Source organism: Pseudomonas sp. HMSC063H08, assembly GCF_001813645.1.
Lineage (GTDB): Bacteria > Pseudomonadota > Gammaproteobacteria > Pseudomonadales > Pseudomonadaceae > Pseudomonas > Pseudomonas aeruginosa.
In genome coordinates this window covers 86,925-108,235 of the sequence record NZ_KV813493.1, presented here as the reverse complement: position 1 = coordinate 108,235, position 21,311 = coordinate 86,925, and the positions used below count along the sequence as shown (strand labels likewise).

Genomic DNA, 21,311 nt, shown 5'->3' with positions numbered 1-21,311 from the left:
GCTCAGTGGGGCCGGCTGAGCAGCGCGACCGTGGCCTCGGCATTCATCATCCGCGCCGCCGCCAGCGGCGTCAGCCCGGCGGCGTCCTGGGCGTCACGACGGGCGCCGTGGGCCAGCAGGCTGGCGGCGACCTCGGCCTGGTTGAACATGGCCGCCATCATCAGTGCGGTCTTGCCGTCGGCCGAGGCGCCCTCGACGTCGGCGCCGCCGGCGAGGAGCAGTTCGACCATCGCCAGGTCGCCCTTGAACGCAGCGCCGGCCAGCGGTGTCTGCCCGGCCAGGTTGCGCAGGTCCGGGTCGGCCTTGTAGGCCAGCAGCAGGCGTACCGTGTCGGCGTGGCCATGGTAGCTGGCCAGCATCAGCAGGCTATCGCCCTTGTGGTTACGCAGGTTCGGCGGCAGGCCCTGTTGCAGCAGTTGCTCGAGGCGCTGGCTGTTGCCCTGGCGGGCCAGGTCGAACAACTGGTGGACGAACTCCTGGGTTTCCATATCCAGTTCTGGGCGAGGGCTATCGGTCATGGGGCTGCTTCCTTGTGAATACCGGGTTTGCCGAATGATAGGCGGCCTTGCCGAGGTGGGCTGTTGAGCATTGCCTATGGGGCGGGTTGGCAAATTCAATCGATGGTTGGGGTGGGAAGGTGCCAGCCTGCTGTGACCGGAAGCCGGCCTGGTTGCGTCGTCTTTACAGTTCGATACGGATATCGGTGGCGAAAACGGGGAAAATAAACCGATCGTGCGCCTATCGGCTGTGCCCGGCGCGCACTCTGGAATATCCTTGTCGCCTTCGATACCACTGAGCGGTGCGCGCGCTTGCCGAAGCGAGGCGGTGGCACACTGCGCAATGGCCGACCTTGCCCGGGCCCTGTACGAAAGCGCGCCGCCAACGTCTTTTCGTAGAGCGCCCGGCATCGCCGCGAGCGAACCCGTTTCCGGTGCCGGCCCCAGGCGGGCACCGCTATGCCTAATCGGCCCCGTTCGACGGCGGCCCAGCGAGAGAAGAGGAACAACTGTGCATAAAGCCGTCATCAGCGGAACCGGTCTTTATACTCCGCCCTACAGCATCTCCAACGACGAGCTGGTAGAGAGCTTCAATACCTTCGTGCGCCAGTACAACGACCAGCACGCCGAGGCCATCGCAAAGGGCGAACTGGAGGCGCTGGCCGAGTCCAGCTCGGCGTTCATCGAGAAGGCGTCCGGCATCAAGAGCCGCTTCGTGATGAACAAGGAAGGCATCCTCGACCCGCAGCGCATGGTTCCGTACCTTCCCGAGCGCAGCAACGACGAGTGGTCGATCCTCTGCGAGATGGCCGTGGCCGCCGCCAGGGAGGCGCTGCAGCGTGCCGGCCGCAGCGCCGCCGACATCGACGGGGTGATCGTCGCCTGCTCCAACCTGCAGCGCGCCTACCCGGCGATCGCGGTGGAGGTGCAGGCCGCGCTGGGCATCCAGGGCTACGGCTACGACATGAACGTGGCCTGCTCCTCGGCCACCTTCGGTATCCAGGCCGCCACCACCGCGATCCAGACCGGCCAGGCGCGGGCGATCCTGATGGTCAACCCGGAGATCTGCACCGGCCACCTGAACTTCCGCGACCGCGACAGCCACTTCATCTTCGGCGACGCCTGCACCGCGGTGATCGTGGAGCGCGCCGACCTGGCCGTGTCGAAGCACCAGTTCGACATCGTCAGCACCAGGCTGCTGACCCAGTTCTCCAACAACATCCGCAACAACTTCGGCTTCCTCAACCGCGCCGACGAGAGCGGTATCGGCAAGCGCGACAAGCTGTTCGTCCAGGAAGGCCGCAAGGTGTTCAAGGATGTCTGCCCGATGGTCGCCGAGCTGATCGGCGAGCACCTGGCGGCCAATGAAATCCAGGTCGCCGAGGTCAAGCGCTTCTGGCTGCACCAGGCCAACCTGAACATGAACCTGCTGATCACCCGCAAGCTGCTCGGCCGCGACGCCGAGGCGCACGAGGCGCCGGTGATCCTCGACAGCTACGCGAATACCAGTTCCGCCGGCTCGGTGATCGCCCTGCACAAGCACCAGGATGACCTGCCCAGCGGCGCCATCGGGGTGCTCAGCTCGTTCGGCGCCGGTTACTCGATCGGTAGCGTGATCCTGCGTAAACACTGATCGTGGCGGCGCCTACCGACGCCGAGCTGCTGCCGCGCCTGCTGGCCGGCGAGCAGCGAGCCTTCCGCGAGCTGGTTGGCGCCTACCAGGGCGCCATGCGGGCCGTGGCCTGGGCGATCATCGGCAGATCGCATACCGAGGAAGTGGTGCAGGACGCCTGGCTTGCGGCGGTTCGCGGGCTGGACGGGTTCCAGGGGCGTTCGAGCCTGAAGACCTGGCTGCTGACCATCACCGCCAATACCGCCAAGAGCCGCTTGCGCCAGGTTCGCCGGGAAGTTTTCCTCGACGACCTGCCGGGGCCCCATGGTACGGTGGATGACCAGCGCTTTGCCGCCGACGGTCACTGGAGCCAGCCGCCGCACGCCTGGCACGAGGATTCGCCGGAAGCCCTGCTCACCGAGGGCGAACTGCGCGATTGCCTGGACAAGACCCTCAACGGTCTGTCCGAACTGCAGCGCAGCGTGCTGACCCTGCGCGAACGCCAGGGCTTGGAGCTGGAGGAAATCCGTGATCTCCTGGATATCACGCTTTCCAATGTCCGGGTGCTGCTGCATCGCGCCCGCCTGAAGGTCTTCGCCACCCTGGAGCATTTCGAGGAGACCGGCCAATGCTGAGTTGCAAGGAACTGGTCGCCCGGTCCAGCGACTTTCTCGATGGGCAACTGGACTTCCGCGGACAACTGGCGGTGCGCAGCCACCTGCTCATGTGCCGGCATTGCCGGCGCTTCATCCGCCAGATGCGCCTGACCCAGGCGACCGTGCGCCATCTGCCGGAAGGGCAGGGGCCGGAACTCGACCGCCTGGCCGCGCATCTCTCCGAGTTGCGCAAGGACGCCGCGCGGCGCTGAGCCGGGGTACCCTCGACACCAAGCCGCCGCCCGCGATTCGTGGGCGGCGGCTTTTTCGTTTCCGCTATCCGGCGTGGGCGAACCGAACCCGGCCTGGCGTGGGCGGCTCTCTCTTCCGCGTGACGAGGTCGAGGAGTGTGGCTGGGCTTGGCGGATATCGCTGCGCGATATGCGCCCTACGGAGGGGCGGCAATCCGTTTCGCTGGGCGGGCATCCGAAGTCGAGGAGAACGCCTGGGACCTGGCGGATATCGCCGCCCGATATTTCTCCAGCAGGGGCAAACCCTGACGCCAGGCGAAGGGACGGGAAATTTTTTTCGACTCCGCTGTAACGCCGCCGGGGGGGCTCCGTCCATTGGAGCGAGGACGCCATACCGGCGCCCGCTACCAACTTCAGGAGTTACCCATGAAAAAGATTTCCCTCGCTTCCTCCGTCGTCGGCGCTGCTCTGCTCGGCGTAGCCAGTGTCGGCGCGCATGCCGCGCAGAATCCCTTCGCCGTGCAGGAGCTGAGCAGCGGCTACAGCGTGGCTGCCGCCGAGAAGGCCAAGGAAGGTTCCTGCGGCGAGGCCAAGTGCGGTGCCGACAAGGGCAAGCGCGAAGCCTCCAAGGCCGGCCATGAAGGCAGCTGCGGTGCGGATCGCAAGGCCAAGGAAGGTTCCTGCGGTGGCGAGAAGAAGGCCGGCGAAGGCAACTGCGGCGCCGACAAGAAGAAGTCGTAAGGCCTGAGGAGACGGACCATGCAACGGGAATTCGTCAGCGGCGCCGGGCTAGGCCTGCGTCGCGCGCTGCTGGAGCCGCTCGGCGCCGGCGATGAGGTCCGGGTCGACTTCCTCGAGGTCGCCCCGGAGAACTGGATCGGCATCGGCGGCCGTCTCGGCCGCCAGTTCCGCGAGCTGACCGAGCGCCTGCCGTTCCTCTGCCATGGTCTGTCTCTCAACCTCGGCGGCTACGCCCCGCTGGACATGTCGTTGCTGCGCGCGATCAAGGGTTTCATCGAGCAGCATGGCATCCGTGCCTACAGCGAGCACCTGTCGGCCTGCGCCGACGACGGCCAGCTCTACGACCTGATGCCGCTGCCGTTCAGCGACGAGTCGGTGCGCCGGGTCGCCGAACGGGTCCGGGTGGTACAGGACGTCCTCGAGCGGCCGTTGATCGTCGAGAACGTCTCGGCGTATGCGCGCTTGCCGGGCGAGCTGGAAGAGGTCGATTTCGTCCGCGCGGTACTGGAGGAAGCCGATTGCCAATTGCTGCTGGACGTCAACAACGTCTACGTCAACGCCTGCAACTTCGGTTTCGACGCCCACGCCTACATCGCCGCGATGCCCAGCCGGAGGATCGCCTACCTGCACATGGCCGGGCACGACGAACAGGGCGCCAGCCTGAAGATCGATACCCATGGCGCGCCGGTCTGCGATCCGGTCTGGGAACTGCTGGCACATGCCTATGCCTGCCATGGCGAACGCCCGACGCTGCTGGAGCGCGATTTCAACCTCCCGCCACTGAGCGAGCTGTATGCCGAAACCGATCGCATCCGCGAGCTGCAGCGGCGCAGCGGTGAAGCGCAACTGCGCAGCCTGGGGTACGGCACATGAACCACACGACCTTGCAACGGCGTTTCGCCGCACGTATCCGCGATCCGCAGCAGGCCTTGCCGCCCGGCATCGCGACGGAGCGCATGGCGATCTACGAGGAACTGTTCTTCAACAACCTGGACGGTTTCATCAGCAGCGGTTTCCCGGTCCTGCGCCGGTTGTTCGACGAGCCGCGCTGGCATCGCCTGGTGCGTACATTCATGCGCGAGCATCGCTGCCGCACACCGTACTTCAGCCAATTGGGCGAGGAGTTCATCGGCTGGCTGCAGGACGGCTACCGCGCGGAGGAGGGCGATCCGCCCTTCCTGCTGGAGCTGGCTCACTACGAGTGGGTCGAGCTGGCCCTGTCGCTGGCCGAGGCGCCTGTCGAGACGCTGCCGCAGGCCTGGTCGTGGTCGCCACTGGCCTGGCCGCTGGCCTATCGCTGGCCGGTCCATCGCCTGGGGCCGAGCCATCGGCCGGTGGAGCCGCCGGCCGAGCCGACCTGCCTGCTGGTCTGGCGCGATCCGGCGGAGCGGGTGCGCTTCCTGCACCTGTCGCCATTCGCCTATCGCCTCGCGCAGCGCCTGAGCGAGGAGGGGGAGGCGTCGGTGACGCTGCTGCCGTTGTTGCGCGAGTTGGCCGGAAGCTGCGGCCTGAGCGCCGACGCGGAGTATTTCGAAAATGCCTTCGCCTTGCTGGAGGACTGGCACGCCCAGGGCATCCTCATGGGCGAGGGCGCTCTGGAGTGATGATGAAGACTGTCTTCTTGCGTTTACAGCATGCCCTCGACGTCACCCGTCGAGCGGATTTCCTCGCCCCGCTGGCGCTGCGCCTGTACCTGGCGCCGGTGTTCTGGATGGCCGGCAGCCAGAAGCTGGCGGACATGCCGGCCACCATCGAGTGGTTCGGCAATCCCGACTGGGGACTCGGTCTGCCGTTTCCCGAACTGCTGGCCTGGCTCGCCGCGCTGAGCGAGGCCGGTGGCGCCGTGCTGCTGTTGTGCGGCCTGGCCGTGCGCTGGATCAGCCTGCCGCTGATGGTGACCATGCTGGTAGCGATCTTCGCCGTGCACTGGCCGAACGGCTGGCAGGCGATCGCCGATCCGTCCGCGCCGTTCGCCAACACCCAGGTGCTGGAGGCCGGCGAGAAGCTGGCGCGGGCCCGGGAAATCCTGCGCGAATACGGCAACTACGACTGGCTGACGTCGAGTGGAAGCTTCGCCATCCTCAACAACGGCATCGAGTTCGCCGCGACCTACCTGGTGATGTTGCTCGCGCTGTTCTTCGGCGGCGCCGGCAAGTGGCTTTCTGCTGACTTCTGGATTGCGCGAAAATTGCGCTGAGCTTTCTACCCATATCGAATAACCCGAAAGGCCCGTAGTAGAGGGCTTTTCGCGTTATTCGCATTGGAGATAAAAAGTTCCTCTGTAATGAAACATTTATCTCCATGCAATTTGGCTGCAATCTGCCATCGCCAAGATTCCCCCCAACACAAAGGGGCCGCCTTACGGCCAGCGCGGAACAAGGGGCGCGCTGTAGCCAGGCACTCGCGTGTTGCCAATGCACACACCATTAAGGGGAAATCTTCGATGATCCGTAAGCACTCGCTCGGCTTCGTTGCCAGCGCTCTGGCTCTGGCCGTATCTGCCCAGGCGTTCGCCGGCACCGTGACCACCGACGGCGCCGATATCGTGATCAAGACCAAGGGCGGCCTCGAAGTCGCCACCACCGACAAGGAATTCAGCTTCAAGCTGGGCGGTCGCCTGCAGGCCGACTACAGCCGTTTCGACGGTTTCTATACCAAGAATGGCAACACCGCCGACGCCGCCTACTTCCGCCGCGCCTTCATCGAACTCGGCGGCACCGCGTACAAGGACTGGAAATACCAGATCAACTTCGACCTGTCGCACAACACCGGCAGCTCCGACAACGGCTATTTCGACGAAGCTTCGGTCACTTACACCGGCTTCAACCCGGTCAACCTGAAGTTCGGTCGCTTCGACCCCGACTTCGGCCTGGAAAAGGCCACCAGCTCCAAGTGGGTGACCGCTCCCGAGCGTAACGCCGCCTACGAACTGGCCGACTGGATCAACACCCACCAGGACGGCATGGGCGCCCAGGTCAACTCGACCCTCGCCGACATGGCCTACCTGTCCGCCGGCGTATCCGCCAAGGACGCCGACGACAGCGACGGCGACAGCGTCAAGCAGTTCAACTTCCGCGGCGTGTTCGCGCCGATGCACGAAGCCGGCAATGTTCTGCATGTCGGCGTGAACTATGCCTACCGCGACCTCGACGACACCGCCTTCGACTCGCGCATCCGTCCGCGCCTGGGCATGCGCGGCATCGCCACCAGCGGCGGCAACGACGCCGGTGACAACGGCAACCGCGCGACCTTCGGCGGTGTCTCCAACTCGCCGGCCGGTTCCTACAAGGACGACAGCGTCTGGGGCCTGGAAGGCGCCTGGGCGATGGGCCCGTTCTCGGCCCAGGCCGAATACCTGGCACGCAAGCTGAAGGCCGATGACAACGCCTACAAGGACATCAAGGCCAAGGGTTACTACGCGCAACTGGCCTACACCCTGACCGGCGAGTCCCGCCAGTACAAGCTGGAGGGCGCCAAGTTCGACTCCGTCAAGCCGGAAAACAAGGAAATCGGCGCCTGGGAAGTGTTCTACCGCTACGACAACATCAAGGTGGAAGACGACAACGTCGTCGCCGATACCGCCACTCGCGAAGTCGGCGACACCAAGGCCAAGGCCCACAACCTGGGCGTGAACTGGTACGTCAACGATGCGGTGAAGATCAGCGCGGCCTACGTCAAGGCGAAGACCGACAAGATTACCAACAACAATGGCGACGATGACGGCGACGGCTTCGTGACCCGTTTGCAGTACGTGTTCTAAGAAGCGACAACGATCTGCTCCTGTTTTCGGCCTCGCTCCGGCGAGGTCTTTTTAATCGCTTCCTTACCCGGTTGTGGCGATGTTGGCAGCCTGCAACCGGGTCTTTCTTTCGTTACAGGTCCACCCGCAGGTACTGGCAGGAATATCCGAAAGCCAGACGGTTATCGGCAGAAACTCTTGAGTTTCATTGCAGCCATGCAATCTTCGCAAGGTTGCCGCAATATATGAAACAAGCTGTTACATCTGTCGCCCGGACCTGATGCCTCTAGGCCTGCGCCCTTATCCGACGGCCTCATCCAGGCGCTATCCGGCTGCCTGTCACAAAAGCTTTCGCGCTTTGCAGTCTCGCTGTCACAACCCATCCAGATGATCCCCCTCCAGCAGCGCCGGCCGGCGACAGAACCGGCCGTTTCCGCGCTGCTCAAGACCATTCGAAATCCGAACAGGGGACTTACCTGATGATTCGCAGACACTCGTGCAAAGGGGTGGGGAGCAGTGTTGCCTGGAGTTTGCTGGGCCTGGCGATTTCCGCGCAGAGCCTGGCCGGGACCGTGACCACCGACGGTGCCGACATCGTGATCAAGACCAAGGGCGGCCTCGAAGTCGCCACCACCGACAAGGAATTCAGCTTCAAGCTCGGCGGCCGCCTGCAGGCCGACTACGGCCGCTTCGACGGCTACTACACGAACAACGGCAATACCGCCGATGCCGCCTACTTCCGCCGCGCCTACCTGGAATTCGGCGGCACCGTCTACCGTGACTGGAAGTACCAGATCAACTACGACCTGTCGCGCAACGTCGGCAACGACAGCGCCGGCTACTTCGACGAAGCCTCGGTCACCTATACCGGCTTCAATCCGGTCAACCTGAAGTTCGGCCGCTTCTACACCGACTTCGGCCTGGAAAAGGCCACCAGCTCCAAATGGGTCACCGCGCTGGAGCGCAACCTCACCTACGACATCGCCGACTGGGTCAACGACAACGTCGGTACCGGTATCCAGGCCAGCTCGGTGGTGGGCGGCATGGCCTTCCTCTCGGGCAGCGTGTTCAGCGAGAACAACAACGATACCGACGGCGACAGCGTCAAGCGCTACAACCTGCGCGGCGTGTTCGCGCCGCTGCACGAGCCGGGCAACGTGGTGCACCTGGGCCTGCAATACGCCTATCGCGACCTGGAGGACAGCGCGGTGGATACCCGGATCCGCCCGCGCATGGGCATGCGCGGCGTCTCCACCAATGGCGGCAACGATGCCGGCAGCAATGGCAACCGTGGCCTGTTCGGCGGCAGTTCGGCAGTCGAGGGGCTGTGGAAGGACGACTCGGTCTGGGGCCTGGAAGGCGCCTGGGCGCTGGGTGCCTTCTCGGCCCAGGCCGAGTACCTGCGGCGCACGGTCAAGGCCGAGCGCGACCGCGAGGATCTCAAGGCCTCCGGCTATTACGCGCAACTGGCCTACACCCTCACCGGCGAGCCGCGCCTCTACAAGCTGGACGGCGCCAAGTTCGACACCATCAAGCCGGAGAACAAGGAAATCGGCGCCTGGGAGCTGTTCTACCGCTACGACTCGATCAAGGTCGAGGATGACAACATCGTCGTCGACAGCGCCACCCGCGAGGTCGGCGACGCCAAGGGCAAGACCCATACCCTGGGCGTCAACTGGTACGCCAACGAGGCGGTGAAGGTTTCCGCCAACTACGTCAAGGCGAAGACCGACAAGATCAGCAATGCCAACGGCGACGATAGCGGCGATGGCCTGGTGATGCGCCTGCAGTACGTGTTCTGAGGCGGTCGGGCCCCGTCCGGCGGGCGGGGCTCGTTTCCGCAGGATGTTACCCGCGTCATGAAATTGCCTGGTGGATGTCCGGGCGGGCCGCCCAGCTTGACCCAGGGCACAGATCGCATGGCGGCATCTGGCTATGCTGGTCCCTCGGAAACGCTCTGGGAGGGACTGATGATCGGCTGGGGACGTGCCTGTATTGGCGTCGGGGGGCTGCTGTTGCTGGGCCAGTTGCTGGGGGGCGCCCTGCTGCTCGCGGACGACGGCGAAGCGACGCTGGCGGTCGAACACTTCTGGCAATTCGTCTTCCTGATCCCGGCGATCCTGGTGGCACTGGGAATGTTCGTCCTGCAGCATCACGTGGGTTCCTTCGCCCAGTTGTACCGCCGGCGTCTCGATGGCGCCTCCTACCTGCTGGTCTCCTGCGGCATCGCCCTGGTCCTGGGCAAGCTCTGCGTCCTGCTGCTCGCCTGAGCCCCTCGCGCGGCCCGGCATGTCCGGGTTTGCCCGAGGCATTCAGCTTCCTGATTTAGCCGGAGGCCGCTGAAACCCTTGGTTACACTGGCCTTCATCACACGAACAGGAAGGCAGGACCCCTATGCAAAACCGCATGATGATCACCGGTGCCGGCTCCGGGCTGGGGCGCGAAATCGCCCTGCGCTGGGCGCGTGACGGCTGGCGCCTGGCGCTGGCCGACGTCAACGAAGCCGGCCTGGCGGAAAGCCTGAAACTGGTGCGCGAGGCGGGTGGCGATGGCTTCACCCAGCGTTGCGACGTACGCGACTACAGTCAACTGACCGCGCTGGCGCAGAGCTGCGAGGAGAAGTTCGGCGGCATCGACGTCATCGTCAACAACGCCGGGGTCGCCTCCGGCGGTTTCTTCGGCGAGCTGTCCCTGGAGGACTGGGACTGGCAGATCGCGATCAACCTGATGGGCGTGGTCAAGGGCTGCAAGGCCTTCCTGCCGCTGCTGGAGCGAAGCAAGGGCAAGATCGTCAACATCGCCTCGATGGCGGCGTTGATGCAGGGCCCGGCGATGAGCAACTACAACGTGGCCAAGGCCGGGGTGGTGGCGCTTTCGGAAAGCCTGCTGGTAGAGCTGGCGCTGGTCGAGGTCGGCGTCCATGTGGTCTGCCCTTCGTTCTTCCAGACCAACCTGCTGGACTCTTTCCGCGGCCCGAGCCCCGAGATGAAGCACCAGGTCGGCAAGCTGCTGGAGAGTTCGCCGATCAGCGCCGCCGAGATCGCCGACTACATCCACGCCGAAGTGGCCAAGGGCAGTTTCCTGATCCTGCCCCACGAGCAGGCGCGGATGGCCTGGAGGATCAAGCAGCAGAATCCCCAGGCGATCTATGACGAGATGACCGCGATGGCCGGCAAGATGCAGGCCAAGCGTCAGCGCCAGGCCTGAGTGGAAATGGCTGCAGGCCAGCACGGGCGCGGCTTTGCACCATTGCGGTGCGGCGCAGATAGTGCTTGCCCAAGGCGGTGCGATCGAGTAGCTTGAGTCACCGGCCTGCCTGCCGAAGTACGTTGGACCCCACAAGAAGCCTCGCTCATTTGCGAGGCTTTTTGCTTTTCCGGCCTCGCGCCCTGTGCTAGAAGGCTGCCTCTGCGAGTCCGTTCTGTTCTGGAGTACCCCTGTGGAGTCTGAATCCATCGTCTATGGCTGCATCCGCGACTGGCCGGGCGATTCGATGGAGCGGCGCATGCGTCGTGCCGCCAACCGCCGCGTGCTGGACAGCCTGCCGGGCGGCGAGGCCTGGCCGTTCCTCGGACGCGAGATGTTCAGCCGCTGCGAGCAGTCCGGGGCCGGGCTCTACCAGACCCAGATCATCCACTTCGGTGCCAGCTACCAGGCCATCGAGTACGAGTGGAGCCTGTGGGTCGAGCAGTTCGAGGCGTTGCTCAGGCGCCTCTACTGGGCCAGCGCGGTGGTCCACCTGGAGACCGAAGTGAACGGCAGCCATACCTTTCGCTGGGAGTCCGAGCGTGGCTTCCATACCCCCCAGGAGAGCGACCTGCAGGTCCGCTGCGCCTGGGAGCGGGAGGGCGGGCGGCGGTGATCAACTACCTCTGGTTCGTCCTCGCGGCATTCTGCGAGATCGCCGGCTGCTACGCCTTCTATCTCTGGCTGCGGCTGGGCAAGAGCGCCCTCTGGGTGCTGCCCGGCCTGCTCAGCCTGACCCTGTTCGCCTTGCTGCTGACCCGCGTGGAGGCCAGCTACGCCGGCCGCGCCTATGCCGCCTATGGCGGCATCTACGTCGCCGCGTCGCTGTTCTGGCTGGCTTTCGTCGAGCGCTCGCGGCCGCTATGGAGCGACTGGCTGGGCGTGGCCTTGTGCGTGGTCGGTGCCAGCGTCGTGCTGTTCGGCCCGCGCCTGTCGCAGTGACTCAGGCAGGGTGGGCGGCGTGCCCGTCACGGGCGCCGGGCCCCGCCGTCCCGGGCCGCCGCACCCCGAACCGGCGGATCACTGCGAAGTGTTGCGCTGCACGTCGCCTTTTTCCTGATCCAGTTCCTTGAGCATCTGCGCGTAGGCATCGCAATCGCTCGGCCGGTTCTGTTCCGAGCGGGCTTCCTGGCGCTGGCGCAACTGCTCGTTGAGTTCCCTGGCCCGTTGCGGGTTCTTCTGGGTGATCGAGGCGACCTTGGTGGCGACTTCCTTGCCCATCTTTTCCGCCTCCGCTTCGGAACAGGCGAAGACCGGCGTGGCGACCAGCAGGGCGCAGGCGCTGGCGAGGGCGAAAAGCGGTTTCATGGCGTACTCCTGTGGGGTGGTCCTGAGCGGTGGAGCCCGGTCGAGCCGACAAAGTTCAGCCGCAACGCCGGACGGCGACCGATTCGAACTCTCGCTGCGGGTTGCGGGTCGCACGCATAGAGAGGGTGCGAAGGACCCTCGTCGCTTATGCCGCAGGAGGTATGCCATGACTCACGATTGGGATCTGGTCGAACGGTTGCTGCTGGAGGTCCGGCAGTCCGCCCATGAGAACTTCGCCCCGCGCGCCCATGCCGAACGCCTGGCCGAAGAACGCTCCCAGGCCGGGCAGCGGGTCGGCGACATGGATGCGTTGAAGCAGAAGGCCGCCGACTACGAGGCGATCCTGCTGGAGGGCGGCTTCATCGAGCCGCGTCCGGAAGAGCAGGGCGGCAATGGCGAGAACTTCGTCCTCACGCCGCGCGGCGAGCGCCTGCTCGGCCTGATCGGCGGCGAGACGCCGAAGGCCGCCGAGGCTCGCCGGCTGCTCGAGGAGCACGGCAGCGAAGCGCTGCACGCCGAGCGCTTCGACCGTTTCGTCGCCGGGCTCTGAAACTGCGCCCGACGGGCGATCGGCGGGGCTTGTGAGTCGCCCGCGGCGCCACCATAGTGCGGAGCATGATGCCTATTTCATCCTCTTCCGCCCGCCGCGCCGAGCCGGCTCCGCGGCCCCTGGCGGAGTTCCATCCCGCCGTCCGCCAGTGGTTCGAACGCCACTTCGCCGCGCCCACGCCGGCCCAGGTCGAGGCCTGGCCGGCGATCCGCGAGGGGCTTTCGACCCTGGTCGCCGCGCCCACCGGTTCGGGCAAGACCCTGACCGCCTTCCTCGCCGCCATCGATGCCCTGGTGGTAGAGGGGCTGGCCGCCGGCGGCGAGCTGGCGGATGCCACCCAGGTAGTCTATGTCTCGCCGCTGAAAGCGCTGTCCAACGACATCCGCATCAACCTGGAGCAACCGCTGGCCGGCATCCGCGAAGAACTGGCGCGTCTCGGCCTGCCCGACGTCGATATCCGTAGCGCGGTGCGCACCGGCGATACGCCGCAGGTCGAACGCGGAGCGATGCGCAAGCGCCCGCCGCACATCCTGGTCACCACGCCCGAATCGCTGTACATCCTGCTCGGCTCGGAGTCGGGCCGGCAGATGCTCGCCGGGGTGCGCAGCGTGATCGTCGACGAGATCCATGCCCTGGCCGGCAGCAAGCGCGGCAGCCACCTGGCGCTGTCGCTGGAGCGCCTGCAGGCGCTGTGTCCGCGACCGCTGCTGCGGATCGGGCTGTCCGCCACGCAGAAGCCGATCGAGAAGGTCGCGCGCTTCCTCGTCGGTGCCAGCGGCAATCCGCGCGATCCGGCCTGCCGGATCGTCGACATCGGCTATACGCGCCCCCGCGACCTGGGCATCGAGGTACCGCCGGTGGCGCTGGAAGCGGTGATGTCCAACGACACCTGGGAGCTGGTCTACGACCGCCTGGCGCACCTGGCCGGCGAGCACCGCACCACCCTGGTGTTCGTCAACACCCGGCGCATGGCCGAGCGGGTCACCCGCTTCCTCGCCGAACGCCTCGGCAGCCGCCAGGTGGCGGCCCACCACGGCAGCCTGGCCAAGGAGCTGCGCCTGGATGCCGAGCAGCGCCTCAAGGCCGGGCAATTGAAGGTACTGGTGGCGACCGCCTCGCTGGAGCTGGGCATCGATATCGGCGACGTCGAGCTGGTCTGCCAGTTGTCGTCGCCGCGCTCCATCGCCGCCTTCCTGCAACGGGTCGGGCGTTCCGGGCACAGCGTCGGCGGCACCCCCAAGGGCCGGTTGTTCCCGACCTCCCGCGACGACCTGGTGGAATGCGCGGCGCTGCTCGACAGCGTGCGCCGTGGCGAGCTGGACAGCCTGGTGCTGCCGCGCCAGCCGCTGGACGTGCTGGCGCAGCAGATCGTCGCCGAAGTGGCCTGCCAGGAGTGGCGCGAGGACGACCTCTATCGCCTGGTGATCCGCGCCGAGCCCTACGCCGGGCTGGAGCGCGAGCGCTTCGACGAAGTCCTGCGGATGCTCGCCGAGGGCTACCACTCACGCCTCGGCGTGCGCGGCGCCTATCTCCATCGCGATGCGCTCAACGGCCTGCTCCGTGGCCGCCGTGGCGCGCGGCTGACCGCGCTGACCTCGGGCGGGACCATTCCCGATACCGGCGACTACAGCGTGCTGCTGGAGCCGCAGGGCCTGCTGGTGGGAACGGTCAACGAGGACTTCGCGGTGGAGAGCCTGGCCGGCGACGTGTTCCAACTGGGCAACACCTCGTACCGGATCATCCGCATCGAGCCGGGACGGGTGCGGGTCGAGGACGCCCAGGGCCAGCCGCCGAACATTCCGTTCTGGCTGGGTGAGGCGCCGGGGCGCAGCGACGAGCTGTCGGCCAGCGTGGCGCGCCTGCGCGACACCCTCGACGAGCTGCTCGGCGAAGGCCAGGCATTGCCGGAAGGGCAGCGGCTGGAGCCAGCCATCGCTTGGCTCGGCGCCACCCTCGGGCTGGACGATGGCGCCGCGCGGCAGATCGTCGAGTACCTGGCCCGCGCCCGCCAGGCCCTGGGTGGCCTGCCCGGGAGCCGGCGGCTGGTGATGGAACGCTTCTTCGACGAATCCGGCGGCATGCAACTGATCATCCACAGTCCCCACGGCAGCCGCCTCAACCGCGCCTGGGGCCTGGCGCTGCGCAAGCGTTTCTGCCGCAGCTTCAACTTCGAGCTGCAGGCGGCTGCCACCGAGGACGCGATCATCCTCTCGCTGTCCACCAGCCACAGCTTTCCCCTCGACGAGGTCTGGCGCTACCTGCATTCGGCGAGCGCCGAGCACCTGTTGGTACAGGCCGTGCTCGACGCGCCGCTGTTCGGCGTGCGCTGGCGCTGGAACCTGACCACCTCGCTCGGTTTGCCGCGCTACGCCGGCGGTCGCAAGGTGCCGCCGCAACTGCTGCGGATGAAGAGCGAGGATCTGCTGGCCAGCGTGTTCCCCGACCAGGTGGCGTGCCTGGAGAATATCGTCGGCGAGCGCGAGGTGCCCGATCACCCGCTGGTGGCGCAGACCCTCGACGACTGCCTGCACGAGGCGATGGATTGCGACGGCTGGCTGGCCCTGCTGCGCGACATGGAGAGCGGCGCGGTGGACTTGCTGGCGCGCGACCTGCCGGCGCCTTCGGCGTTGGCGGCGGAGATACTCACCGCACGTCCCTACGCCTATCTCGACGATGCGCCGCTGGAGGAGCGGCGTACCCAGGCGGTACAGAATCGCCGCTGGAGCGATCCCGAGTCCGCCGACGACCTCGGCGCCCTGGACCTTGAGGCGATCGAGGCGGTGCGTGGCCAGGCCTGGCCGGAAGCGCGCAACGCCGACGAGATGCATGAGGCGCTGAACAGCCTGGGCTTCCTCACCTCGGGCGAGGCCGAGGCCAATCCGGGCTGGAGGGAATGGCTTGCGCAACTGTCGGAGCAACGCCGCGCCGGACGCCTGGACTGCGCAGGCAGCACTCTCTGGCTGGCGGCGGAGCGCCTGCCGGCGATGCGCCTGGTGCATCCCGCGGCGAAGGTGCCCGACGCTTTCCAGGCGCCTCGCGGCTATCCGCCGCCGGACTCGGCGGAAGCGGCGACCGTGGAGCTGACCCGTGCCCGCCTGGGTGGCTTCGGGCCGCGCACGGCCGGGCAGTTGGCGGCCGACCTGGGCATCGGCCTGGCCGACCAGCAGTACGCGTTGGCCGCCCTGGAGCGGGAAGGCTATGTGTTGCGTGGCCGCTTCAGTCCAGGCGCGACGGAGGAGGAGTGGTGCGAACGCCATCTGCTGGCGCGCATCCATCGCTATACGGTGAAGCGCCTGCGCCGGGAAATCGAGCCGGTGCAGCGCGCCGATTTCATGCGCTTCCTGTTCGACTGGCAGCGCCTGGCGCCGGGCACCCGTGGCCGGGGAGCGGAGTCCCTGGCTACGGTGGTCGAGCAACTGGAAGGCTTCCAGGCCGCGGCGGCCGCCTGGGAAAGCGAACTGCTGGCAGCGCGGGTGGCCGACTACGCCAGCCATTGGCTGGACCAGCTGTGCCGTTCCGGACGCATCGTCTGGGCGCGCCTGGCCGGACGCAGCAAGGCCGCCGGCGGTCCGCTGCGCAGCGCGCCGATCGTGCTCCTGCCGCGCCGCGAGCTGGGGCTCTGGAGCGTCCTGCAGCGCGACGCGCCGGAGCCGGAACTGTCGCCGCGCGCGGCCAGGGTACTGGAGGTGCTGCGCGAGCAGGGTGCATCGTTCTTCGACGAACTGAGCCAGGACGCCCACCTGCTGCGCAGCGAGCTGGAGAACGCCCTCGGCGAGCTGGTCTCGGTCGGTCGGGTCAACGCCGACAGCTTCGCCGGGCTGCGCACCCTGCTGATGCCGGCGGACAAGCGCAGCCGCCAGGAGCGCCGCTCGCGCGGCCTGCCGGGCGGCATGCAGGACGCCGGGCGCTGGGCGCCGCTGCGCCGGGCGAAGGTGGAAGAGACGGGGCAGCGTTTGCCGGCGGAGGTCCTCGAACATGTCGCCCGGACCCTGCTGCGGCGCTATGGGGTGGTCGCCTGGCGCCTGCTGGAGCGTGAAGCCGACTGGCTGCCGCCGTGGCGCGAGCTGCTGCGCGTCTACCATCGCCTGGAAGCGCGCGGCGAGATTCGCGGCGGGCGCTTCATCGCCGGCCTGGCCGGCGAGCAGTTCGCCTTGGCGGAAGCGGTCGGCCAGTTGCGCGAGGTGCGCAAGCGGCCGCCGGATGGGGCGATGCTGGTGGTGTCGGCAGTCGATCCGTTGAACCTGGTCGGCGGCCTGCTACCCGGCGAACGGGTGCCGGCGGTGACCGGCAACCGCCTGCTCTATCGAGACGGAGCGCCGCTGGCGGCGCTGGTAGCCGGCAAGGTGCGGATGCTCGCGGAAGTCGACGGCGAGACCGCGCAGCAGATCCGTGCGCTGCTGATCCGCCGTCACTGAGGCCCGCTCAGCGCAGGCTCAGATGGCGGCTGAGCAGGGCCCGCAACGCGGCCGGCTTGACCGGCTTGGACAGGTAGTCGAGGCCGGCGGCGTGGATCTCCGCCACCAGTTCCGGCCGCGCGTCGGCGCTGATCACCACGCCCGGCACCGGCTCGCCCAGGCGCGTGCGCAGCCAGGCCATCAGTTGCGTACCGGTCTCGCCGTCGTCCAGGTGATAGTCGATCAACGCCAGTTGCGGGCGCATCTCGCTGTCCAGCAGCGTGGCGCATTCCTCGCGGCTGCGCGCGGTCCAGACCTGGCAGCCCCAGCGGCTGAGCAGGCTGTTCATGCCGGCGAGGATGCTGTCTTCGTTGTCCACGCAGAGCACCTGGGCGCCGTTCAGCGCCTGCGCCGGTTCGGCCTTGTGGCCGTTGGCCAGGGCCGGCGGCGCCTGCCGCGCCAGCGGTACGCGGACGCTGAAGACGCTGCCCTTGCCCGGCCAGGAACGTACCTCCAGCGGATGGCCGAGGACCTTGCAGAGCCGGTCGGCGATCGCCAGGCCGAGACCGAGGCCTTTCTCCGCGCGGGTCTGGTGGCTGTCCAGGCGCTTGAACTCTTCGAAGATGACTTTCTGCTTGTCCGGTGGGATGCCCGGCCCCTGATCCCAGACTTCCAGGCGCAGGCTGCCGTCCTCGCGGCGCACGCCGAGCAGCACGTGGCCCTTGGCGTAGCGGAAAGCGTTGGTCAGGAAGTTCTGCAGGATGCGCCGCAGCAGCTTGATGTCGCTGTCCACCCGCAGTTGGCTGCCGCGCAGGCGGAAATGCAGGCCCTGTTCCTGGGCCAGCGCCTTGAACTCGACGCCGAGGGCATCGTAGAGGTTGTTCAGCGGGAACGGGTTGCGTTCGGCGCTGACCCGGCCGCTTTCCAGGCGCGAGATGTCCAGCAGGTCGGTGATCAGGTCCTCGGCGGAACGCAGCGACGAGTCGAGGTGCTGCACCAGGTCGCGGACCTCGCCGGGCAGCGCGTCCTGGTGGGCGAGGGCGGCGGAGAACAGCCGCGCGGCGTTCAGCGGCTGCATCAGGTCGTGGCTGACGGCGGCGAGGAAGCGGGTCTTCGACTGGTTGGCGGCCTCGGCGTTGCTCTTCGCCTCGCTGAGTTCCTGGTTCAACTGCGAGAGTTCCTGGGTACGCTCCTGGACCCGCTGTTCCAGCGACTCGTTGGCGCCCTTGAGGCCCTGTTCGGCCTCGCGGTAGGCGGTGATATCGGTGAAGCTCATGACGAAGCCGCCGCCGGGCATCGGGTTGCCGATCAGCTCGATGACCCGGCCGTTGGGGAACAGCCGCTCGGAGGTGTGTGGAGTGCCCTGGCGCATCCAGTACAGGCGCTTGGCCACGTGCATGTCCGGATCGCCGGGCCCGCACAGGCCGCGATCGGCGTTGTAGCGGATGATGTCGGCGATCGGTCGGCCGACGTAGATCAGCCCGTCCGGGTACTCGAACAGTTCCAGGTAGCGGTGGTTCCAGGCCACCAGGCGCAGCGACTGGTCGACCACGCTGATGCCCTGGGTGATGTTCTCGATCGCGCCCTGCAGCAGGGCGCGGTTGAATTGCAGCACCTCGGAGGCTTCGTCGGCGATCCGCACCACGTCCTCCACCTGCATCTCGCGCCCCTCGATGGCGGCCTTCACCACCGCCCGCGCCGAGGACGCGCCGAGGACCCCGGCGAGCAGGCGCTCGGTGTGCGCGATCCACTCGTTGTTGGCGGTCTGGTTCGGGGTGAAACCCTTGCCCTGGCGGTAGGCGAAGCGGATGAAGCTTTGCCGCGCGCGTTCCTCGCCGACGAAACGCGCGGCGAGCATCAGCAGGTCTTCCACCTGCACCGCGAGCATGAAGCGCGAGTTCTGCCGCTGGGAGATCTCCTGGCCGATGAAGCGGCTGGCCTGCCAGTGCTCGGACACGCGGGTGCGCGAGAGCACCGAGACCAGGCCGAACAGGGCGAAGTTGCCGACCAGCGAGATCAGCACGCCCTGGGTCAGCGGCTCGATCGGCAGGCCGAAGGGATTGCTTGCCAGCCAGGTCAGGCCGGGGATGCGCTCCAGCGGCCAGCCGAGGCCCTTGGCCACCACCGGCAGGACCAGCGTATAGGCCCACAGCAGCGAGCCGGCGGCGAGGCCGGCGAAGACCCCGCGGCGGTTGGCCTGTTTCCAGTACAGCGCGCCGATCATCGCCGGGCCGAGCTGGGCGATGGCGGCGAAGGCGATCTGGCCGATGGTCGCCAGGCTGGCGCTGGAGCCGAGCAGGCGGTAGGCCACGTAGGCGAGCAGCAGGATCACCGCGATGCTCACCCGGCGCACGGTCAGCAGCCAGTGACGGAAGGCCTCGAAGGGCCGTTCGGTGTCCTTTTCCCGGCGTCGCAGCAGCCACGGCAGGAGCATGTCGTTGGAGACCATGGTCGACAGCGCGACGCTGGCGACGATGACCATTCCGGTGGCGGCCGAGGCGCCGCCGATGAACGCCAGCAGGGCCAGCGCCGGGTGCGCCTCGGCCAGCGGCAGGCTGATGACGAAGGAGTCCGGCATTACCCCGGCGGGCAGGTGCAACTGGCCGGCGAGGGCGATCGGCACCACGAACAACGCGGCCAGCACCAGGTAGATGGGGAACACCCAGCGCGCCAGGTTGAGGTCGCGTGGCTCGATGTTCTCCACCACGGTGACGTGGAATTGCCGCGGCAGGCACATGATCGCGGTCATCGCCACGCCGGTCTGCAGCAGCATCGCCGGCCAGTGCACGGTCTCTTCCCAGTAGTCGGCCAACTGCGGCGCGGCGCGGGCCTGGGAGAAGAGATCGGCGAAGCCGTCGTAGAGGCCGAAGGTGACGAAGATGCCCACGGCGAGGAAGGCGGTGAGCTTGACCAGCGACTCGAAGGCGATGGCCAGGACCATGCCGCGGTGGTGTTCGGTGACATCCAGGCTGCGGGTACCGAAGACGATGGTGAACAGCGCCAGCACCAGCGACACGATCAGCGCCGTGTCCTGGGCGCGGGTACCGGTGGAGTCGGCGCCGGAGCCGATCAGCAGGTTCACCCCGAGGACGATGCCTTTCAGTTGCAGGGCGATGTAGGGCAGCACGCCGACCATGCAGATCAGCGCCACCACCACCGCCAGCGCCTGCGACTTGCCGTAGCGGGCGGCGATGAAGTCGGCGATGGAGGTGATGTTCTCCTGCTTGCTGATCATGATCATCTTCTGCAGCACCCAGGGCGCGAACAGCATCAGCAACACCGGTCCGAGGTAGATCGGCAGGAACGACCAGAGCTGGTCGGTGGCCTGGCCGACCGCGCCGAAGAAGGTCCAGCTGGTGCAGTACACTGCCAGGGAGAGGCTGTAGACCCAGGCGCGCAGGCGGGGTGAGAGCGGGGTGCGGCGACGGTCGCCATAGAAGGCGATGGCGAACAGGATGGCCATGTAGACCAGGGCGACCACGGCGATCAGCCCGATGGACAGCGACATGCGAACTCCGATGATGTCCCCGCGTGAAGCTGGCGTGAGGCGGGGGTCTTGCTTTCGCGCCAGTTTCGCACTTGTCGGCCCGCGCGTCAGGCCGCCTGCGACCAAGGTCGCACGCATGCTTGAGCCGGACGCGCGGAGTTGGTAGCGTGCCGGGCTGCGTGAGCGCGGACGGCCCCGGCGGCCGGCTGTCCGTTCATCGTAGCCGGTTTCGGCTGCGGCACTAAACGCGGCCGCTACGCTCTGATGGGAGCGGAGTTTTGCGTCGATGTCGAGGAGGGCGCCCATGTTCAAGCCGCTACCGATCACCCTGCAGCGCGGAGCCTTGCGTCTCGAGCCGCTGGTGGAAGCGGACATTCCCGAGCTGGTGAGCCTCGCCGAAGCCAACCGCGAGGCGCTGCAGTACATGGACGGACCGACACGGCCGGACTGGTACCGCCAGAGCCTCGCCGAGCAGCGCGAGGGCAGGGCGTTGCCGCTCGCCGTCCGCCTCGGCGTGCAACTGGTCGGGACCACGCGCTTCGCCGAATTCCTTCCCGCCTTGCCGGCCTGCGAGATCGGCTGGACCTGGCTCGACCAGGCCCAGCACGGCAGCGGCCTGAACCGCATGATCAAGTACCTGATGCTCAAGCATGCCTTCGACAACCTGCGCATGGTCCGCGTGCAGCTCAGCACGGCGGCGAGCAACCTGCGCGCCCAGGGCGCCATCGACAAGCTCGGCGCGCAGCGCGAGGGCGTGCTGCGCAACCACCGGCGGCTGGCCGGCGGGCGGCTAGACGACACCTTCGTCTACAGCATCACCGACCACGAATGGCCGCAGGTCAAGGCGGCGCTGGAAGCCAGCTTCACCGGCTGAAGCCGGTTCCGTCGCT

General features: G+C 67.2%; 19 protein-coding genes. 16 read left to right on the top strand and 3 right to left on the bottom strand.

Translation table 11 applies throughout. From position 1 onward, the window contains the following. Positions 1 to 2: 2 nt before the first annotated feature. Complete coding sequence (locus tag HMPREF2924_RS20905; RefSeq protein ID WP_003091630.1) at positions 3 to 518, bottom strand: ankyrin repeat domain-containing protein; 516 nt, start codon at positions 516 to 518, stop codon at positions 3 to 5. A 490-nt stretch (positions 519 to 1,008) separates the two neighbouring features. Between HMPREF2924_RS20905 and HMPREF2924_RS20900 the strand changes: the two genes are divergently transcribed. The 13 genes from HMPREF2924_RS20900 (at position 1,009) to HMPREF2924_RS20840 (ending at position 11,624) form a co-directional block, all read left to right on the top strand. Continuing rightward, positions 1,009 to 2,130: a beta-ketoacyl-ACP synthase III gene (locus HMPREF2924_RS20900; RefSeq protein ID WP_003104436.1), complete on the top strand. Its 1,122-nt coding sequence runs from the start codon at positions 1,009 to 1,011 to the stop codon at positions 2,128 to 2,130. Positions 2,131 to 2,132: 2 nt separating this feature from the next. Then, entirely contained in the window at positions 2,133 to 2,744 is a 612-nt protein-coding gene (locus HMPREF2924_RS20895) for an RNA polymerase sigma factor (RefSeq protein WP_003091628.1), read from the top strand. Beyond that, entirely contained in the window at positions 2,738 to 2,977 is a 240-nt protein-coding gene (locus HMPREF2924_RS20890; protein ID WP_003091627.1) for an anti-sigma factor family protein, read from the top strand. The genes HMPREF2924_RS20895 and HMPREF2924_RS20890 overlap by 7 nt, the downstream gene beginning before the upstream one ends. A 405-nt stretch (positions 2,978 to 3,382) precedes the next feature. Then, the gene (locus HMPREF2924_RS20885; protein ID WP_003091625.1) at positions 3,383 to 3,697 is read left to right on the top strand and encodes an HvfA family oxazolone/thioamide-modified RiPP metallophore; all 315 of its coding nucleotides are present in this window, start codon (positions 3,383 to 3,385) and stop codon (positions 3,695 to 3,697) included. 18 nt (positions 3,698 to 3,715) lie between these two features. Further along, positions 3,716 to 4,570: an HvfB family MNIO-type RiPP peptide maturase gene (locus HMPREF2924_RS20880; RefSeq protein ID WP_003091624.1), complete on the top strand. Its 855-nt coding sequence runs from the start codon at positions 3,716 to 3,718 to the stop codon at positions 4,568 to 4,570. Beyond that, positions 4,567 to 5,301 carry an HvfC family RiPP maturation protein gene (locus HMPREF2924_RS20875; protein WP_004363087.1) on the top strand — a complete coding sequence of 245 codons (735 nt, stop codon included), beginning with the start codon at positions 4,567 to 4,569 and terminating at the stop codon, positions 5,299 to 5,301. Before HMPREF2924_RS20880 ends, HMPREF2924_RS20875 begins: the two co-directional genes overlap by 4 nt. A 2-nt stretch (positions 5,302 to 5,303) precedes the next feature. Beyond that, positions 5,304 to 5,894, top strand: coding sequence for an HvfX family Cu-binding RiPP maturation protein (locus HMPREF2924_RS20870; protein WP_003091622.1), 591 nt, complete (start codon positions 5,304 to 5,306; stop codon positions 5,892 to 5,894). Between the two features lie 246 nt (positions 5,895 to 6,140). After that, positions 6,141 to 7,457, top strand: a complete 1,317-nt coding sequence (gene oprO / locus HMPREF2924_RS20865; protein WP_003104423.1) for an outer membrane porin OprO — start codon at positions 6,141 to 6,143, stop codon at positions 7,455 to 7,457. Positions 7,458 to 7,915: 458 nt separating this feature from the next. Further along, complete coding sequence (gene oprP / locus HMPREF2924_RS20860; RefSeq protein ID WP_003122437.1) at positions 7,916 to 9,238, top strand: outer membrane porin OprP; 1,323 nt, start codon at positions 7,916 to 7,918, stop codon at positions 9,236 to 9,238. Positions 9,239 to 9,406: 168 nt separating this feature from the next. After that, on the top strand, positions 9,407 to 9,706 hold the full coding sequence (locus HMPREF2924_RS20855; RefSeq protein WP_003091621.1) for a hypothetical protein: 300 nt from the start codon (positions 9,407 to 9,409) through the stop codon (positions 9,704 to 9,706). A gap of 124 nt (positions 9,707 to 9,830) precedes the next feature. Next, positions 9,831 to 10,643 carry an SDR family oxidoreductase gene (locus tag HMPREF2924_RS20850; protein ID WP_003143475.1) on the top strand — a complete coding sequence of 271 codons (813 nt, stop codon included), beginning with the start codon at positions 9,831 to 9,833 and terminating at the stop codon, positions 10,641 to 10,643. A 232-nt stretch (positions 10,644 to 10,875) separates the two neighbouring features. Further along, positions 10,876 to 11,298, top strand: coding sequence for a hypothetical protein (locus HMPREF2924_RS20845; RefSeq protein WP_003091617.1), 423 nt, complete (start codon positions 10,876 to 10,878; stop codon positions 11,296 to 11,298). After that, on the top strand, positions 11,295 to 11,624 hold the full coding sequence (locus HMPREF2924_RS20840) for a YnfA family protein (RefSeq protein WP_003091616.1): 330 nt from the start codon (positions 11,295 to 11,297) through the stop codon (positions 11,622 to 11,624). The genes HMPREF2924_RS20845 and HMPREF2924_RS20840 overlap by 4 nt, the downstream gene beginning before the upstream one ends. A gap of 78 nt (positions 11,625 to 11,702) precedes the next feature. Here the strand turns inward: HMPREF2924_RS20840 and HMPREF2924_RS20835 are convergent, their stop codons facing one another. Then, positions 11,703 to 11,990 (bottom strand): hypothetical protein, encoded by a 288-nt coding sequence (locus HMPREF2924_RS20835; protein ID WP_003091615.1) that lies wholly within the window; start codon positions 11,988 to 11,990, stop codon positions 11,703 to 11,705. 166 nt (positions 11,991 to 12,156) lie between these two features. Here HMPREF2924_RS20835 and HMPREF2924_RS20830 point away from each other — a divergent pair, with 166 nt between their 5' ends. Together HMPREF2924_RS20830 and HMPREF2924_RS20825 are read left to right on the top strand one after the other, a co-directional pair. Next, a complete protein-coding gene (locus HMPREF2924_RS20830) occupies positions 12,157 to 12,540 on the top strand; it encodes a hypothetical protein (protein WP_016562133.1) in 384 nt (127 codons plus the stop codon). 68 nt (positions 12,541 to 12,608) lie between these two features. Next, entirely contained in the window at positions 12,609 to 16,955 is a 4,347-nt protein-coding gene (locus HMPREF2924_RS20825; RefSeq protein ID WP_004363080.1) for a DEAD/DEAH box helicase, read from the top strand. 7 nt (positions 16,956 to 16,962) lie between these two features. Here the strand turns inward: HMPREF2924_RS20825 and HMPREF2924_RS20820 are convergent, their stop codons facing one another. Next, positions 16,963 to 20,442, bottom strand: a complete 3,480-nt coding sequence (locus HMPREF2924_RS20820; RefSeq protein ID WP_004363078.1) for a PAS domain-containing hybrid sensor histidine kinase/response regulator — start codon at positions 20,440 to 20,442, stop codon at positions 16,963 to 16,965. 265 nt (positions 20,443 to 20,707) lie between these two features. Here HMPREF2924_RS20820 and HMPREF2924_RS20815 point away from each other — a divergent pair, with 265 nt between their 5' ends. Beyond that, positions 20,708 to 21,295 (top strand): GNAT family N-acetyltransferase, encoded by a 588-nt coding sequence (locus HMPREF2924_RS20815; protein WP_003119682.1) that lies wholly within the window; start codon positions 20,708 to 20,710, stop codon positions 21,293 to 21,295. Positions 21,296 to 21,311: the final 16 nt, after the last annotated feature.

Bases quoted from the DNA above. Each gene is read 5' to 3' on its own strand.
- oprP (WP_003122437.1), top strand. From the start codon at position 7,916: ATGATTCGCAGACACTCGTGCAAAGGGGTGGGGAGCAGTGTTGCCTGG.
- HMPREF2924_RS20830 (WP_016562133.1), top strand. From the start codon at position 12,157: ATGACTCACGATTGGGATCTGGTCGAACGGTTGCTGCTGGAGGTCCGG.
- HMPREF2924_RS20885 (WP_003091625.1), top strand. From the start codon at position 3,383: ATGAAAAAGATTTCCCTCGCTTCCTCCGTCGTCGGCGCTGCTCTGCTC.
- HMPREF2924_RS20850 (WP_003143475.1), top strand. From the start codon at position 9,831: ATGCAAAACCGCATGATGATCACCGGTGCCGGCTCCGGGCTGGGGCGC.
- HMPREF2924_RS20890 (WP_003091627.1), top strand. From the start codon at position 2,738: ATGCTGAGTTGCAAGGAACTGGTCGCCCGGTCCAGCGACTTTCTCGAT.
- HMPREF2924_RS20855 (WP_003091621.1), top strand. From the start codon at position 9,407: ATGATCGGCTGGGGACGTGCCTGTATTGGCGTCGGGGGGCTGCTGTTG.
- HMPREF2924_RS20870 (WP_003091622.1), top strand. From the start codon at position 5,304: ATGAAGACTGTCTTCTTGCGTTTACAGCATGCCCTCGACGTCACCCGT.
- HMPREF2924_RS20905 (WP_003091630.1), bottom strand. From the start codon at position 518: ATGACCGATAGCCCTCGCCCAGAACTGGATATGGAAACCCAGGAGTTC.
- HMPREF2924_RS20880 (WP_003091624.1), top strand. From the start codon at position 3,716: ATGCAACGGGAATTCGTCAGCGGCGCCGGGCTAGGCCTGCGTCGCGCG.
- HMPREF2924_RS20825 (WP_004363080.1), top strand. From the start codon at position 12,609: ATGCCTATTTCATCCTCTTCCGCCCGCCGCGCCGAGCCGGCTCCGCGG.
- HMPREF2924_RS20835 (WP_003091615.1), bottom strand. From the start codon at position 11,990: ATGAAACCGCTTTTCGCCCTCGCCAGCGCCTGCGCCCTGCTGGTCGCC.
- HMPREF2924_RS20815 (WP_003119682.1), top strand. From the start codon at position 20,708: ATGTCGAGGAGGGCGCCCATGTTCAAGCCGCTACCGATCACCCTGCAG.
- HMPREF2924_RS20820 (WP_004363078.1), bottom strand. From the start codon at position 20,442: ATGTCGCTGTCCATCGGGCTGATCGCCGTGGTCGCCCTGGTCTACATG.
- HMPREF2924_RS20875 (WP_004363087.1), top strand. From the start codon at position 4,567: ATGAACCACACGACCTTGCAACGGCGTTTCGCCGCACGTATCCGCGAT.
- oprO (WP_003104423.1), top strand. From the start codon at position 6,141: ATGATCCGTAAGCACTCGCTCGGCTTCGTTGCCAGCGCTCTGGCTCTG.